Source organism: Ruegeria sp. AF5, from assembly GCF_056541905.1.
The window spans coordinates 28,397-43,334 of record NZ_JBQFYZ010000010.1 but is presented as its reverse complement, the minus strand read 5'-3'; the positions used below and the strand labels follow the sequence as shown (position 1 = coordinate 43,334).

Genomic DNA, 14,938 nt, shown 5'->3' with positions numbered 1-14,938 from the left:
GCCGAAGACGAGAAACTTTGAAACTGTCCTTGGTAAGTACGTTGCAGAAACCGCCAGCCGACGATCCCGCCAGTCGGAATGACAGGTTGAAAGCTCATTGCTGATAGGCCATCAACCGATCTTCGCGCGGGAGAAGCGAGCGAAGTGACTTGAGGCATTTATAGTATTGCTCGGCCACCAGCGCGTCTGTCGCCTCGGACAATACACGACGGCTATCTGTATCCGTAAAAACTTGGCTCAGCTCTTCTACGCTGCGCAACAGGTGTTGACGCGCCCGAGCCGGATCCATGTCTCCGGACAGAACAAGTTGCGTGGCATAGCAGACACGGCGCACCGGAGTATTTACTTCATCCGGATGTATCGCATCGCGCAACCGCAGGACATTGGCCTGCGGCGTCATGATCGAAAACCGGCCACGGCGGTCGCCGTTTTCAATCACAACACCATTGATCAGCACCCTTTCCTTCGGGGCGAGTTTCAAAACCAGCCCGCTCATCAGGTTGCCCTCATCTGGCGCAATCCGCGCAAAATCGCCGTGTTTATTTCAAGCAATGGTTCGATGGACGCGCCGTCCGCCAAAATGCGGCTGCTGTGCAGTTCCGTAAACTCGGCAAGGTAGAAAATCCTGGCGCGAATATCGTTCGGCAAAGCGTTTGCCGAATCCGCGACACCTGTCGCCAACACCCCCCATAACCGGCGGTTCTCGTGCACGGCCTGAACAAACGCCGAGAAATCCGTTGCCTTGCGCGCCGTGGCCGCCTTGAGACGCCGTGTAATTCTGGAAATTGCCTCATATTCAGTGTCACGGGGCGTTCGCGTCGGCGCGGCGGCTTGCGCATAGGTGTATTGAGCGAGGGTTTGCGGGGTCACTTGAAATCCTTCCAAAAAGCCGTCGTCAGATAGTCACGACCGGGGCGCGAAAACCGCGCCCCGGACCGCGTTGCGTATTAGCGGAACAGCGACAGGATCGACTGCGGCGCCTGGTTGGCGATCGAAAGCGACTGTGTTGCCAGCTGCTGCTGCACCTGAAGGGCCTGCAAACGCGCCGAGGTTTCTTCCATGTCAGCGTCGACCAGCGCACCGATACCGGATTTGAACGAGTCAGAGAGATTCGAAATGAACTCTTTCTGGGTCTCGATACGACCCTGCGCCGAGCCAAAGGCGGCCGAGGCATCAATCGAAGTATCGATAAGCGATTCGACAGCCGCCAACGCAGCGGTTGCCCCCGCACCTGTCGACACATCAATACCTGCCAGCGCGCCCAAACCACCGGCACCCGCATTCACGAACTGAGCCGAGAACGAGATGTCAGATCCTGTGCCGTTTGTAACCGACAACGTACCCGCAGTGCCGGAGTCGTAATCGACAGTCAGACCGGTAATTCCCAGCTCTTCGATCTTCGATTTCAATCCGACAGCAACAAGGTCACCGGTCGTTGTCGCGGCAGCATCTTCCGCAGAAACGGTATAGGACACAACCTGATCGTTAATGGCGACGACAACCTTGTCTCCGGCCGCGAAAGCACCGCTGGATTCATCGGTCACCAACGCCGTCGCGGCCGTTGCACCATTGTCAATGGTTGCCCCCACGCGGTCATTGCCGGTCGATGCGCCGGTAGAGCCGTCGAAAACCTGTTTGGTGACATATCCACCGGTCGACAGGTTCTGCCCCGAGACCGAGATTGACGACGCAGTCACCGCCCCGGTGTTGTCCCGATCCAGCGATGCGAGGATCGATGCAGAGCCGGTCGAGCCGTCAACAAGGTTCAGACCGTTGAACTGGGCCGCGCTGACAACCGATGCGATCTGATCCTTCAGTGCGGTCACATCGTCATTGATCTTACCGCGATCAACGTTGTCTTCCTGCGCCGCGACAATCTTGCTTTTCATCTGGGTCAAGAGGTCGGTGACAGTTTCAGACGCATTTCGCGCAACTGCAACAGTCGATTCGCCCAGCGCGAGGCTGTCTTTGATCGCGTTAAAGCCCTTGACGTCGGACTCCATCACTTTCGAGATCGCCCAAACCGCCGAGTTGTCCTTGGCTGTCGCGACGTCCTTACCGGTCGAAATCGCGTTCTGGGTCATCGCCAGGTTCTTGTTGACCGACTTGAGAGTTTGCAGCGCAACCATCGCGCCATTGTTTGTCAGAATGCTGGACATAGCTTTTATCCTTTTGCCTTCGGGCGATTTTCGCCCATGTTCACCCCACAATATCTGCGGGCATTGGTGTCTTTCTGACTTGTGCGACGCGCCGCGTGGCTGTTCGCGCCACCTGATGTTTCCAGGTGCAGCATCACTTTTGAGCCCGATCCCCTAACGGAGTGCTAAAACGCCCGAACCAGGTGTTTCAGATTTGAATCAAACCCAAGCCTATGCGCGTTTTTCCAGCTTTGCCGTATTTCGAACGGAAAACTCACTTCGTTGCCCATCCGCGCCGTACGTGCTGAATTCCTGCCGAACCCGTCGCAGTTCAGCCATGCGGCTGGCGACGGCCCGAATCCCGTCGGCGGCACTGTTCAGCAATGCCTGATTGCGTTCGACTTTCTGCTGCACTCGAACCAATGCATCGCTGTCAATCACCTGAAGGTCGTTGATCGCGCCGATCAGTTTTTCTTTTTCCGGCACCATATGCGTCAGGCGATCCAGATCGCCCTGGACAAGCGCCGCACGCTCCAGATCCAGAACTTCTTCCAGAGATTTGATCAGTGCCATGTCGACTTCAGATGTCATCGGTTTTCTCCATCAGTGATTTCAGCAGAATTTCTGACAAACCCACCCCTCCAGCCCGGGCCAGTTCGCGTGCCTGATGCTGAACAAGAAACGAAGAGAACTGGTCTTCACCGGCTCCTCCTCCAAAAGACTGGCGCGTTTTGCCCAATCCGGCCGACTTCATCATTTCGCTGAGGAATGCGGCCTCCAACTCTATGGCCGCGTCTTTCAGTCGTGTCTGGGCCAATGGCGTTTGAGCCACCTGGGAAATTGCTGAGACGTGCATGGTTTTCTCCGAAAATGCTTCGAACTTTCTCGATCAAAGGTGAAAGCGGTTAAAATAAACGTAACTTCCTGCGGGCAGAGTTCTGATCAATCACACGGAGCCAGAGCAAAATGCCCAACCCACTAACGCTGGCGGCCGCAGCGCCAACAGCAACTGCGAAACCCAATTCGCCCGCCAAAGAACCGGGTCGTACTGCCGGGTCGGACAGTTTCGAGGATATCCTTGAACAGGGAAACCAAACACATCCTCTCCCCGGCACCACGGCTTTGGCCACTTCTATCGAAACCACCGACGAAACTGCCGAGATTGAGGTTGAGGCCGTTCTGTCAAACACGGCTGAGGCATCTGTCGAGGCGATTTCACCTCGGGCACCAGAGCTGGCAAACAACATTTCATCGCAGACCGAAATGGCCGGGACATCCGAAACGCCTGGGGCAGATACAACGCATCCCGCGCCGTTTGTTCCTGCTGCAGCGGATATCCCCGCAACGGGTACGACAGAACCGGAACAAACCGTTGCGTCAACGGGTTTGCCCCGTCAGACCGACATTCAACCCTTTGTGCCCGGGCAACCAATCGAAGAGCAGGTTCACACCGCTTCGACCCAGGTCACGCCAGCCCAAAAACCCTCAGAGGCTTTGCCTGTGCTGAGCCAGCCAACCCGATCAAAGGACCAGACAGCCGGGTTGACAGCCGAACCCCTCCTTGAAGGCGCAAAGACGGTGCCCGAGACAGCGGAAGTCGCTGCCACGCCCAATCCGACAAGTCCAAACCGCGCGACACCCGTTGCACAGCTTCAACTGATCCTCAACTCAATCGAAGCGGAACAGGCGGCACCGGTTCAAGAGGTTGACTCTGTGCCCATCGCCTTAGACGAACCCGTTCAGCAAGCCCCCCGCGAGGTGGCACAACACTCGGCGATGCCCTCTCCGTTCGCCCGTGCTGAAATTGCCCGTGCCATAGCCGGGCAATTGGCGGCAACGATCCAGACCCGACCGGGAACCGGCATCATGGAAATCTCGCTAAGCCCCGAAGAATTGGGGCGCGTATCCATTGTGCTGAACGGTCGGGATGACGGGCTCCAGATGACAATCGCCACCGAACGCCCGGACACGATGGAACTTTTGCGCCGCCACCTGTCCGTTCTTACGGAGGAGTTTCAGAAACTGGGCTATGGGAACCTGAACATCGATCTGGGGACTCCGTCGGATTCAGGTGCTCGGGATCAGTGGACAGATGAATTCGACGCTCAGGCCGCACCGGAATCCGAACCGGTTCAGAACGTACACCTCGCGCAAGCCACGCCGCTTCCACAAACTCCTGCTCCGGTCAGGGGCATCGATATGAGATATTGAAAATGATCACACCCATCACCGCCATACAGGCTGCCACCTCTCAGCATACTGCCGGTCCGTCCCGGAGTTCTGCGATCACTTCGGATTTCGAAACGTTTCTGCTGATGCTGACCGCGCAGGCCCAAAATCAGGACCCGCTGGAGCCGATGGATTCAACCGAATACGCATCGCAACTTGCGCAGTTTTCGATGGTTGAACAACAGGTTCAAACCAATGACCTGCTTTCCGCCCTGACCAGCACGCTTGGCAGTGTCAATCTGAACGACCTTGCAAGCTGGGTCGGAATGGACGTCCGATCTGCCTCGGGTTTCCATTTCAACGGCCAGCCAGTGACCCTGTTCTCGAACGCGGATTCTGACGCGGACGCAACCAGACTGGTGATCCGTGATCATGAAGGCGCAGTCGTCGACACGGTTTCTGTTCCCACAACAGCGACGGAGTTTGCTTGGGCAGGTGTGAGTTCCTCAGGCGATCCGATGGCCGCTGGCAACTACACCGCGACGCTGGAAAGCTACAAAAATGACCGGCTGATTTCCGAGAAACCGGTCGCTGCCTATAACCGCGTCGTCGAAGCGCAGGTGGGAGAGGATGCTGTTCTGCTGACCCTGCAAGGTGGTCAAGTGATTTCCGCAGATCTGGTCACTGCGGTCCGAACGGGCGCTTGATCTGTTGGGCTGGACGGGCCAAAGGTTGGCAACTTGACTCGCCAGAAGAAGTGAAAAGACCTCTGCCCAACCTGCCTGCCCCCCCTCATGATCTGGTTGAACACCTCAGCTCTCTTGGGCTGGTCAACATGTATGCGCAGTTCGAAATCCTGTATGGCGGTCGGACCAACAGGGTTTGGAAAGTGCTGGGGGACGACGGCGACAAAGTGCTGAAGCTTTACAGCCCGACCCTGCGCAACCCCTTGTTTCGAAATGATGCAAAGCTGGAAACCCTCTGCCTTAAGGCGCTTGGTCCGACCGGTTTTGTGCCAAGGCTGCGCGCCGCAGGACAGCACAAGGACGCGCATTGGGTGTTTTACGACCACGCACCCGGAACACCCTGGCGGAATGGTTCGGACAAGGTTGGTGAACTGCTGCGCAGGCTGCATTCGCTGCCCAACACCATTCCAGCGCCTGCCGGGTGCAACGGCAGCGCGGATCTGATGGCCCATGGGTACAAAATTCTGCAAGGGTGCAGGTCAGAAACTCGAAACGAACTGGCAGTATTGCAACCCTCAATATCTGTCCCCTCCACGACCAAGACTTGCCTGATCCATGGCGACCCGGTCGCTGGGAATATTCTGGTTGCATCCCGCGGCCTGACCTTGATCGACTGGCAATGCCCGGCCTTTGGCGACCCGTGCGAAGACCTTGCGATGTTTCTGTCCCCGGCGATGCAAAGGCTTTACCGGGGCTCACCTTTGTCGGACGCGGAAGAAGTTCAGTTTCTGTCCGCCTATCGCAGACCCGAGATTGTTTCCCGTTATCAACGGCTCAAGCCATGGTATGCTTGGCGCATGGCCGCCTATTGCCTGTGGCGCGCGGAAAACGGTGCACCCGACTATTCCGAAGGCTTGAAACTGGAAATCGAAACCCTGAAACCGAACGAATTCACCTGAGGTCGGAAAGCGCAAAGAGGGCGTATGCCGGTGGCATCAATGCGCGACGCCAGCGGCCCAACGGAAACCGTTCAGGAGTTTGCCTCATCGGGGCTGGCAAACGGGCATCCTTGCCCAAAGCCAGCCGTGCCAATGCGCGTCCGCTGTATGTGCCCATGGCGACGCCGTTGCCATGATACGCAAATCCGGCAAACATGCCTGGCTGCATGGGCACGGCACCAACAAAAGGCATCAGGCTTCGCGAGAGGCACACCATACCTGACCAGATATGAGTCGCCTCAACCGCCGCCCAGGCCGGGAACATGCGTTTGAAGTCCTGTTGAACCTTTGCCCGGATCGCGGCCTCGGACCGGGGCGACGATAACAAACCGCCTCTCATTCCGAACAAAAAGCGCCCATCCGGCATCAGGCGAAAATAGTGCAGAAGATTGCGCGTGTCGTAACATATCTGGTCCGAGTTCCAGCCCTGCGCCGATAGTTCAGCCTGGCTAAGCGGGCGCGTTACCATCACGGTCGATTGCGCGGGCAAGTAGCGTCCGGACATCCAATCGGGGATGTCTTCGCTAGAATACCCGTTGGTACAAATCAGCACGACCTGAGCGTTAACCTGCCCTGCGCTTGTTTGCAGTCTGAAGCCGGACGTTGTTTTTTCAATGTTCAGAACGGGGCTGTTCTGAAAGAAATTCACACCCGAAGCCGCCGCAGCGCTTGCCAGCCCGAACAGGTATTTCCGGGGATTGAGCCCGAAGCCAACAGGCAGAGTATACCCTCCGAAGAAAGCACCACCCATACCAAGCGCTGGCAAATCAGCAGCTTGGTGCAGAATGCCGGTCTCGTCCGCGTGTCGGCGCAGGACATCCATCGCATGTCGCGAATGGGCCAGTTGGGTCTCACCATTGGAATGCGTATCCGCATCTATCCGATGCCGCGCCAGCAGATCGGCAACCAGCTGGACCGCGTCCTGTTCAGCCGTCTCATAGGCCTGAGCCGCTTCGCGGCCATAGCGGCGCACCATGGATTTTTGCCCAAGCTTTGACCCGCCAAGACAGCAGAAACCGCCATTGCGGCCTGATGCGCCCCACCCCGGTGGGCCTGCCTCGAGCACAGCAACCGAGGTCGCGTTTTCAGCCAGATGCAAAGCCGCTGAGACCCCTGTAAAGCCGCCACCGACGATGGCGACATCAACGTTCAGATCGCCCTGAAACTCTGGCCAGTTCGGGTTTGCAATGGTCTCGTCCCACCAGCAACCATCACGAGGACCCGCACCATAGGTGTATTCGGGAAATATCCGTTTCATTCGGTGCGCGCAGCGGCCTGCTCGTCCTGCCGTTGACGCATCATGGCGCGCTTGGTCACAAGTGAGGCCGTTATCACCCCAACCGTCACGACCGCAATCATGATCGTCGACAGCGCGTTTATCTCGGGGCTGACGCCCAGCCGCACGGCCGAAAAGATCTTGATCGGCAGGGTCGTCGCCGACGGGCCCGATGTGAACGACGCGATAACCAGATCATCCAGCGACAATGTGAAAGCCAGCAGCCAGCCCGAGATTACCGCAGGCGCGATGATCGGCAGGGTGACCAGACCAAAGGCCTGCGCGGGTGAACAACCCAGATCCAAAGCGGCTTCTTCCAGCGATTTGTCGAATGTCACAAGCCGTGACGAGACGACAACCGAGACAAAACACATCGAAAATGTTGTGTGAGCCAGAACGATTGTCAGGATACCCCGGTCCAGCCCGATCCCGATAAACAGCAACAACAGCGACAGGCCGGTGATCACCTCGGGCATCACAAGTGGCGCGTAGATCATGCCGGAAAACAGTGTCCGGCCAAAGAACCGCTTGCCCCGAACCAGCACATAAGCGGCCGCAGTCCCCAGAATCGTTGCCAGTGTCGAAGAAAACACCGCAACCCGGACCGTGACCCACGCGGCATCCAGAAATGCCTCGTTCTGAACCAGTTCGCCATACCATTTGGTCGAAAACCCGGCCCAGACCGTGACCAGCTTGCTTTCGTTAAAGCTGAAGATGATCAGGATGATCATCGGAATATAGAGGAACGCAAAACCCAGCGTCAGCGAAACTGTATTGAACCAGCTTAATCTGTTCATCCGTCAGCCTCCGCCTGTTTCTGCTGGTTGCGCTGGAACAGCACAATGGGAACGACCAGAATAAGCAACAGCACGATCGCGACAGCACTTGCCACGGGCCAGTCTCGGTTCGAGAAAAACTCTTCCCACAGAACCTTGCCGATCATCAACGTGCCGGACCCACCCAGTAGTGACGGGATCACAAACTCACCGATCACGGGGATCATCACCAGAAAACAACCTGCGATGATGCCCGGTCTGGACAGTGGAATGGTGACCAGCCAGAAGGCTTGTGCCCTCGAGCAACCCAAATCCTCGGCCGCCTCGATCAGCGAACCATCCATGCGTTCCAATGACGAATAGATCGGCAGGATCATGAACGGAAGATAAGTGTAGACAATACCGATATAGACGGCAGTCGAGGTGTTCAGGATCGTCAAAGGCGTCGAAATGATGCCCGTCCACAGAAGCAGTTGGTTAAGGTACCCTTCATTCGACAGAATGCCCATCCACGCATAGACCCGGATCAGGAATGACGTCCAGAAAGGCAGGATCACCAGCATCATCAGCGTTGGGCGCCATTCCTCGGGCGCGCGGGCCATACCGTAGGCAATGGGGTAGCCAACCAGCAAAGTCAGGAAGGTTGAGATCAAAGCGATCTTGACGCTGGACAGGTACGCTTTCCAGTACAGGTCGTCCTCGGTCAGCCAGACGAAGTTTTCAAGATCAAGTTGGCTGAAGAACTCTTTGATCCCGGCCCAACCAGCTGAAAAATCCAGTGTCGGTGTATAAGGCGGGATCGCAAGCGCGGTGTCCGACAGCGAAATCTTCAGAACGATGAAGAACGGCACCATGAACAGCGCCAACAGCCAGACATAAGGTATGGCGATCAGAACAGCGCGGCGCATCAGTCGGCCAGCAGAACCGCAGCCGTGGCCGTCCAGGACAGCCAGACCGGGTCTTCCCAGGTGAACGAACGGCGCGAGATGCGGCGGGTGTTGGCCGTCTGCGCCTTGATGATTGTGCCGTTTGCAAGTTCAACGTGATAAGTGGACAGATTGCCCAGATACGCGATGTCATGAACCTTGCCTTGCACCGCATTCACTGCATCCGCCGGACGCTCGGCCGAGATCGTCACTTTTTCCGGGCGGATCGCCAGATGACACAACTGAGCGTTTTCAAAGTTTTTCGCTGACGCGGCGGTCAGCGGCGCTTGCCCTTCGGCCCAGTCTACCTGATAGGTATCCTCTCCGACAGATGTCGCGCGCCCTTCAATGATGTTCACGTCCCCGATGAAATCAGCGACATAGACCGAGGCGGGGTTCTCATATATCCGGTCCGGAGTGGCAACCTGCATAAGCTGGCCCTGATCCATCACCGCCACACGGCTGGCGACTGTCATGGCCTCTTCCTGGTCGTGCGTAACGATCACGAATGTAGTGCCGGTTTTTTCCTGAATATCCATCAGTTCGAATTGGGTATCCTGGCGCAACTTCTTGTCTAGCGCGCCCAGCGGTTCATCCAGCAGCAAAAGCTTGGGCGCTTTGGCAAGTGAGCGCGCCAGCGCCACACGCTGCCTCTGCCCACCCGATATCTGATGCGGTTTGCGGCGGGCGAACTGTTCAAGCCGGGTCAGGCGCAGCATCTCTTCGACCCGGTCTTCCAGATCGTGTTTGGGCATTCTGTCCCGGCGCAAGCCAAAGGCGATGTTTTCCCAGACGCTAAGATGAGGAAAAAGGGCATAGGACTGGAACATCATGTTCACGGCCCGCTTGTTGGGCGGGATCGGGTCGATATCCTTCCCCCCAAGCAGGATTTGGCCTTCGGTCGGTGTTTCGAACCCGGCCAGCATCCGCATCATCGTCGTTTTGCCACATCCAGACGGACCAAGCAGGGCAAAGAACTCTCGCTCGAAGATATCCAGAGACAGGTTGTCGATGGCAGTAAATTCACCAAAACGCTTGGTCACGTTTCGGAACTGGATCAAGGGTTTCGCCTGCGGGTCATCCCATGGCGCAAAGACGTCAGAATTCACTACGGCCCTCGTTCGAATAGCTGGAAAGAGAGGCAAGGCGGCGGCGCCGCCCTGCCGGTGCAATTCGGATCAGGTACCCGATTTGACCTTGGTCCACAGACGCGTCACGACCCGCTGTGTTTTCGCCGGATAAGGTGTCGTGATGTACAGGTTCTGCATCGTGGCATCATCCGGATAGATGGCCGGATCGCCGATCACGTCCTCTTCCAGAAATTCCTGAGACGCTTTGTTGCCATTGGCGTAATACACATAGTTCGATGCCGCCGCCATGTTGTTGGCGTCCAGAATGAAGTTGAGGAACGTGTGTGCGCCTTCGGGATTTGGAGCATCGACAGGAATTGCCATCTGGTCGAACCACATCAGCGACCCTTCGGCGAAGGGGTGGTATTCAATCTCTACACCGTTATCTGCTTCTGCAGCACGGTCGCGTGCCTGAAGGATGTCACCCGACCAGCCCACAGCAACGCAGATATCGCCGTTTGCCAGTGCATTGATGTATTCCGAGCTGTGGAATTTCTGGATATGCGGGCGGACCGCCGTCAGAACCGCTTCGGTCTTGCCAATCACGTCCGCGTCGTGGCTGTCGGGGTTTTCACCAAGGTATTGCAGCACCATGGGAATGATCTCGGCCGGGGCATCCAGGAAATGCACGCCGCAAGTGGCCAGCTTTTCCATGTTCTCGGGCTTCAAGACCAGATCCATGCTGTTCAGAGCAACGTCGTCGCCCAGAACCTCTTTGACCTTACCGACATTCACGCCGATCCCGGTTGTTCCCCACATGTAGTTGATCGAATACGCGTTGTCCGGGTCATAACCGGCGGTTCGCTCTTCGATTACATCCCAAAGGTTTCCGGCGTTCGAAAGCTTGCTTTGGTCCAGCTGCTGAAACGCGCCGGCCTGGATCTGGCGCTGAAGGAATGTACCTGACGGCACCACCACATCATAGCCCGAACCACCAGCCAGCATCTTGGTTTCCAGAACCTCGTTGCTGTCAAACACGTCATAGATCAGGGTCAGACCTGTTTCTGCTTCGAATTTGCTCAGCAGTTCTTCGTCGATGTAGTCGGACCAGTTGTAAACACGCACCTCTTGAGCAAATGCCGCCGAAGTCCCCAATGCGATGACCGCCGTCATAGTCAGCGTTTTGATTGTCATATTCTTCTCCCTGCAAGTGTACGGGTATTTTCCCGTTTTTTTGGATTTGATCAAGTTTTGCGTTTTCCCTCGATCCAGCGTATGGTTTCACGTGGCCAGTCACCTGACAAGTCAGGCTTAGTCGAAATGGGAAGAACCAATTGGATTTGATCAAAAATAAGGCATATGCGCCGTCGACCGAAGGGGGCAAACAACCCGCGCATGAGCAGGTTTACCAAACACTCAGATCACAGATTCTGTTCGGTGAACTGGTCCCAGGTCAGCCCGTCACAATCCAGGGCCTGACTGATTCGCTGGGTGTTGGGATGACTCCGGTCCGCGAAGCGATTCGCCGGTTGATCTCGGATGGAGGGTTGGTTTTCCAGGGCAATCGGCGCGTCAGTGTACCGCTGCTGAACTCGAACGATATTGAAGAGATGATCTTCGCCAGAATTTCAATAGAATCAGAGCTTTCCAGACGTGCAACCGCCAACCTGAAAACGCAGGACATTGATCACCTGGAACGCCTGGACAGGCATTTGGATCGCATGATCGCCGATGGTGATGTCGGTGGCTATCTGCGTTTGAACCAAGCTTTTCACGAAACGCTGTATTCTTACGCAAACGCGCCGATCCTCAGTGATCTGGCTGAAAGACTTTGGTTGCGGTTTGGCCCTTCTTTGCGTGTTGTCTGCGGGCGCTTCGGCACTCAGAGCCTTCCGGATCGCCACAAGGACATTATTGCCGCTTTGCGCGCCGGTGACGCAGAAATGACCGCAAAGGCAACCGCCCAGGACATCGAACAGGGTATGGACCTGATGGCAGAGGCATTGACGTCTGTCTGATCTAACTTGATTCGATTGACAGGAAAAAATTTGATCATATTGTGTTCGCCAACTGCGTTCTTGTAGGAGATTCTCCGATGTCTACCATCACCAACCACATGCCGACCGCCGAATTGCAGGCGCTGGATGCCGCGCATCACATTCACCCTTTCTCGGCCAATGGTGCGCTGGGGAAGGAAGGGGCGCGCGTGATCACACGTGCCAATGGTGTTTATCTGACCGACAGCGAAGGTGAGGAAATTCTGGACGCGATGGCGGGTCTGTGGTGCGTCAATATCGGGTACGGGCGTAATGAGTTGGCCGATGTTGCCGCGCGCCAGATGCGCGAGCTGCCCTACTACAACACTTTCTTCAAAACCACCCACGTCCCGGCGATTGCTTTGGCCGCCAAGATTGCCGAACTGGCACCGGGCGATCTGAACCATGTCTTTTTCGCAGCAGGCGGGTCCGAGGCAAACGATACCAATATCCGCCTCGTGCGCACCTACTGGGCCCAGAAAGGCCAGCCCGACAAGAACATCATCATCAGCCGCAAGAACGCCTATCACGGCTCATCCGTGGGCTCGGCCTCGCTGGGTGGTATGGCCGGGATGCACGCGCAGGGCGGCATTCCGATCCCGAATATCCACCACATTAACCAACCCAATTGGTGGGCCGAAGGCGGCGATATGTCGCCCGAAGAATTCGGTCTGGCCCGCGCGCGCGAGCTGGAAGAGGCGATCGAAGAGTTGGGCGAAGACCGGGTCGCCGCCTTTATCGCCGAGCCGGTTCAGGGCGCAGGCGGTGTAATCGTGGCGCCCGATACATACTGGCCGGAAATTCAGCGTATCTGCGACAAGTACGATATCCTGCTGATAGCTGACGAGGTCATCTGCGGATTTGGCCGGACAGGCAACTGGTTCGGGTCGCAAACCGTTGGCATCAAGCCGCATATTATGACCATCGCCAAGGGCCTTAGCTCGGGCTATGCGCCCATCGGCGGGTCCATCGTAAACGACGAAATTGCCGAAGTAATCGGCGGTACCGAATTCAACCACGGCTATACCTATTCCGGCCACCCGGTCGCGGCCGCCGTGGCGTTGGAGAACCTGCGCATCCTCGAAGAAGAGAAGATCGTTGAGCATGTGCGCGACGTTGCAGCCCCCTATCTGAAAGAGAAATGGGAGGCACTGGCAGATCATCCGCTGGTGGGTGAGGCCAAGATCGTTGGCATGATGGCATCCATCGCGCTGACCCCGGACAAAGCCAGCCGCGCCAAATTCGCATCCGAACCCGGCACGGTCGGCTATATCTGCCGTGATCGGTGCTTTGCCAATAACCTGATCATGCGCCATGTTGGCGACCGGATGATCATTTCACCCCCGCTGATCCTGACACCTGCGGATATCGACGAGATGTTCGTGCGGATCTACAAGTCGCTGGACGAAGCGCAGGCCGAGATCATTGCACAAGGGCTGATGAAAGCCGCATCTTGATTTAGCGACTTATGCGTCTTCAAAGGCGGCCCATTCGGGCCGCCTTTTCTTTACCGTAACCTCTCCAGCAGGTTTGGCGTGGGGTATCCGTCCGGGACCAGCCCCTGCGCCATTTGATACGCCCGAACCGCGTTGATCGTATTTGGCCCGGTACGCCCGTCGACACCCTTTGTGTCAAAGCCCGCATCCGTCAGACGGGTCTGAAGTTCCTTTTTCTCGGCAAAGCTCAGCACCCGGTCGCCGCGCGGCCAGTCGGATTGAAACGGTGCGCCCCCTGCAAGCCGGTCGGACAGATGCCCGATGCCAATCACATAGGCGTCGGCCCCGTTATACGTCTCGATCACGTTGAAATTGTCAAAGATCATCAGCGCAACGCCCTGACTTCCCGCCGGAAGCAGGATAGCGGCCTTCCCATGATCCGGCACGACGGTACCATCCCGCGCCACGACACCCTGAGCGGCCCATTCAGACGGCATCAGCGTAAAATCACGACGGGCTGAAGCGTAATCGAAATCCGTGGGCAGACGCACCTCCACGCCCCACGGCTGACCCTTCGTCCAACCATGCCGCGCCAGATAAGACGCCGCCGAAGCCAGCGCATCCGTCGGGTCATCCGACCAGATGTCGCGCCTGCCATCACCGTCGAAGTCTACCGCGTGATCCAGATATGACGTGGGCATGAATTGCGTATGCCCCATTGCGCCCGCCCAACTGCCAAGCATGTTGCCGGCACTGATATCACCAGCCTGCACAATCCGCAGGGCAGCGACCAACTGCGTTTCAAAGAATTGTGCCCGCCGCGCATCAAAGGCTAGCGTCGCCAATGAACGAAGCGTTGGACTGCTGCCGCGATAAGACCCGAACGAGGTTTCAAGTCCCCAGATGGCTGTGACCACCTCTTTTTCGACGCCGTATTCAGCCTCGATCCGGTTCAACACCTGCCGATGCCGCTGCAGGGCGGCGCGCCCATTCGACAGGCGCGTTTCCGAAACTGCGGTCTCAAGATACTCCCAGATGGGTTTCGAAAACTCCGCCTGATTGCGATCCCGTTCCAGGACATCTGCGTCATAGCTCATGCCCGAAAACACCTGAGTCAGTGTTCCCTGCGAAATGCCCTGCCGCCGCGCGCGGCCCTGAAACGCGCCAAGCCAGGTCTGAAACCGTGCCGTTGTCGCAGAAGCCACGGGCAAGGCCTCAGTCAACGGGCGCGGGACCGGACGGATCGAAACGGTCACATCCGCCGAAGCCAGTTGCAACGCATCGCGCGATATCCCGCTGTCTGCCCATCTGGTGTTCTCTGTTGTTTCCGCCTGCACTATGGATGCCCACAATGCGACGGTCATGACGCCGCCTACGCATTTTCGCATTCCGTTTTTCCTGATTACTGCTCGGCCACAGGGTAGCGC

Annotated in this window: 16 protein-coding genes; 5 read left to right on the top strand and 11 right to left on the bottom strand. The window is 57.2% G+C overall.

Annotated features, from left to right (window positions below; all coding sequences use genetic code 11):
- Positions 1–94: 94 nt before the first annotated feature.
- The 5 genes from flbT to ACR0DS_RS14375 form a co-directional block, all read right to left on the bottom strand.
- Positions 95–496 carry a flagellar biosynthesis repressor FlbT gene (gene flbT, locus ACR0DS_RS14395; RefSeq protein ID WP_480484134.1) on the bottom strand — a complete coding sequence of 134 codons (402 nt, stop codon included), beginning with the start codon at positions 494–496 and terminating at the stop codon, positions 95–97.
- Positions 496–870, bottom strand: coding sequence for a flagellar biosynthesis regulator FlaF (gene flaF / locus ACR0DS_RS14390; RefSeq protein WP_267366590.1), 375 nt, complete (start codon positions 868–870; stop codon positions 496–498). The genes flbT and flaF overlap by 1 nt, the downstream gene beginning before the upstream one ends.
- Positions 871–947: 77 nt before the next feature.
- Positions 948–2,159, bottom strand: coding sequence for a flagellin N-terminal helical domain-containing protein (locus ACR0DS_RS14385; protein ID WP_209505009.1), 1,212 nt, complete (start codon positions 2,157–2,159; stop codon positions 948–950).
- Positions 2,160–2,369: 210 nt separating this feature from the next.
- Entirely contained in the window at positions 2,370–2,729 is a 360-nt protein-coding gene (locus ACR0DS_RS14380; protein WP_480484135.1) for a flagellar biosynthesis protein FlgN, read from the bottom strand.
- Entirely contained in the window at positions 2,719–2,994 is a 276-nt protein-coding gene (locus ACR0DS_RS14375) for a rod-binding protein (RefSeq protein ID WP_480484136.1), read from the bottom strand. Before ACR0DS_RS14375 ends, ACR0DS_RS14380 begins: the two co-directional genes overlap by 11 nt.
- Before the next feature lie 110 nt (positions 2,995–3,104).
- On the opposite strand from ACR0DS_RS14375, the gene ACR0DS_RS14370 reads away from it, so the two are divergent.
- Genes ACR0DS_RS14370 through ACR0DS_RS14360 form a run of 3 tightly spaced genes read left to right on the top strand, consistent with a single transcriptional unit; the run spans position 3,105 to position 5,952 of the window.
- Positions 3,105–4,349 carry a flagellar hook-length control protein FliK gene (locus ACR0DS_RS14370; protein WP_480484137.1) on the top strand — a complete coding sequence of 415 codons (1,245 nt, stop codon included), beginning with the start codon at positions 3,105–3,107 and terminating at the stop codon, positions 4,347–4,349.
- Between the two features lie 2 nt (positions 4,350–4,351).
- Positions 4,352–5,014 (top strand): flagellar hook capping FlgD N-terminal domain-containing protein, encoded by a 663-nt coding sequence (locus ACR0DS_RS14365; protein WP_480559992.1) that lies wholly within the window; start codon positions 4,352–4,354, stop codon positions 5,012–5,014.
- Between the two features lie 50 nt (positions 5,015–5,064).
- Positions 5,065–5,952: a phosphotransferase gene (locus ACR0DS_RS14360; RefSeq protein ID WP_480559990.1), complete on the top strand. Its 888-nt coding sequence runs from the start codon at positions 5,065–5,067 to the stop codon at positions 5,950–5,952.
- On the opposite strand, the gene ACR0DS_RS14355 is transcribed toward ACR0DS_RS14360, so the two are convergent.
- From ACR0DS_RS14355 to ACR0DS_RS14335, 5 genes are all read right to left on the bottom strand, one after another.
- Complete coding sequence (locus ACR0DS_RS14355; protein WP_480559988.1) at positions 5,945–7,249, bottom strand: NAD(P)/FAD-dependent oxidoreductase; 1,305 nt, start codon at positions 7,247–7,249, stop codon at positions 5,945–5,947. The two genes, ACR0DS_RS14360 and ACR0DS_RS14355, sit on opposite strands and share 8 nt — an antisense overlap.
- Positions 7,246–8,064, bottom strand: a complete 819-nt coding sequence (locus ACR0DS_RS14350) for an ABC transporter permease (RefSeq protein ID WP_480474178.1) — start codon at positions 8,062–8,064, stop codon at positions 7,246–7,248. Before ACR0DS_RS14350 ends, ACR0DS_RS14355 begins: the two co-directional genes overlap by 4 nt.
- Positions 8,061–8,951 carry an ABC transporter permease subunit gene (locus ACR0DS_RS14345; protein WP_480559986.1) on the bottom strand — a complete coding sequence of 297 codons (891 nt, stop codon included), beginning with the start codon at positions 8,949–8,951 and terminating at the stop codon, positions 8,061–8,063. Before ACR0DS_RS14345 ends, ACR0DS_RS14350 begins: the two co-directional genes overlap by 4 nt.
- Positions 8,951–10,078, bottom strand: a complete 1,128-nt coding sequence (locus tag ACR0DS_RS14340) for an ABC transporter ATP-binding protein (RefSeq protein ID WP_480559984.1) — start codon at positions 10,076–10,078, stop codon at positions 8,951–8,953. The genes ACR0DS_RS14345 and ACR0DS_RS14340 overlap by 1 nt, the downstream gene beginning before the upstream one ends.
- A gap of 69 nt (positions 10,079–10,147) precedes the next feature.
- A complete protein-coding gene (locus ACR0DS_RS14335; RefSeq protein WP_480559982.1) occupies positions 10,148–11,233 on the bottom strand; it encodes a polyamine ABC transporter substrate-binding protein in 1,086 nt (361 codons plus the stop codon).
- A gap of 140 nt (positions 11,234–11,373) precedes the next feature.
- Here ACR0DS_RS14335 and ACR0DS_RS14330 point away from each other — a divergent pair, with 140 nt between their 5' ends.
- Together ACR0DS_RS14330 and ACR0DS_RS14325 are read left to right on the top strand one after the other, a co-directional pair.
- Positions 11,374–12,057 (top strand): GntR family transcriptional regulator, encoded by a 684-nt coding sequence (locus tag ACR0DS_RS14330; RefSeq protein WP_480484143.1) that lies wholly within the window; start codon positions 11,374–11,376, stop codon positions 12,055–12,057.
- 77 nt (positions 12,058–12,134) lie between these two features.
- A complete protein-coding gene (locus ACR0DS_RS14325; RefSeq protein ID WP_209505020.1) occupies positions 12,135–13,532 on the top strand; it encodes an aspartate aminotransferase family protein in 1,398 nt (465 codons plus the stop codon).
- 50 nt (positions 13,533–13,582) lie between these two features.
- On the opposite strand, the gene ACR0DS_RS14320 is transcribed toward ACR0DS_RS14325, so the two are convergent.
- Positions 13,583–14,875 carry a lytic murein transglycosylase gene (locus tag ACR0DS_RS14320; protein ID WP_480559980.1) on the bottom strand — a complete coding sequence of 431 codons (1,293 nt, stop codon included), beginning with the start codon at positions 14,873–14,875 and terminating at the stop codon, positions 13,583–13,585.
- Positions 14,876–14,938: the final 63 nt, after the last annotated feature.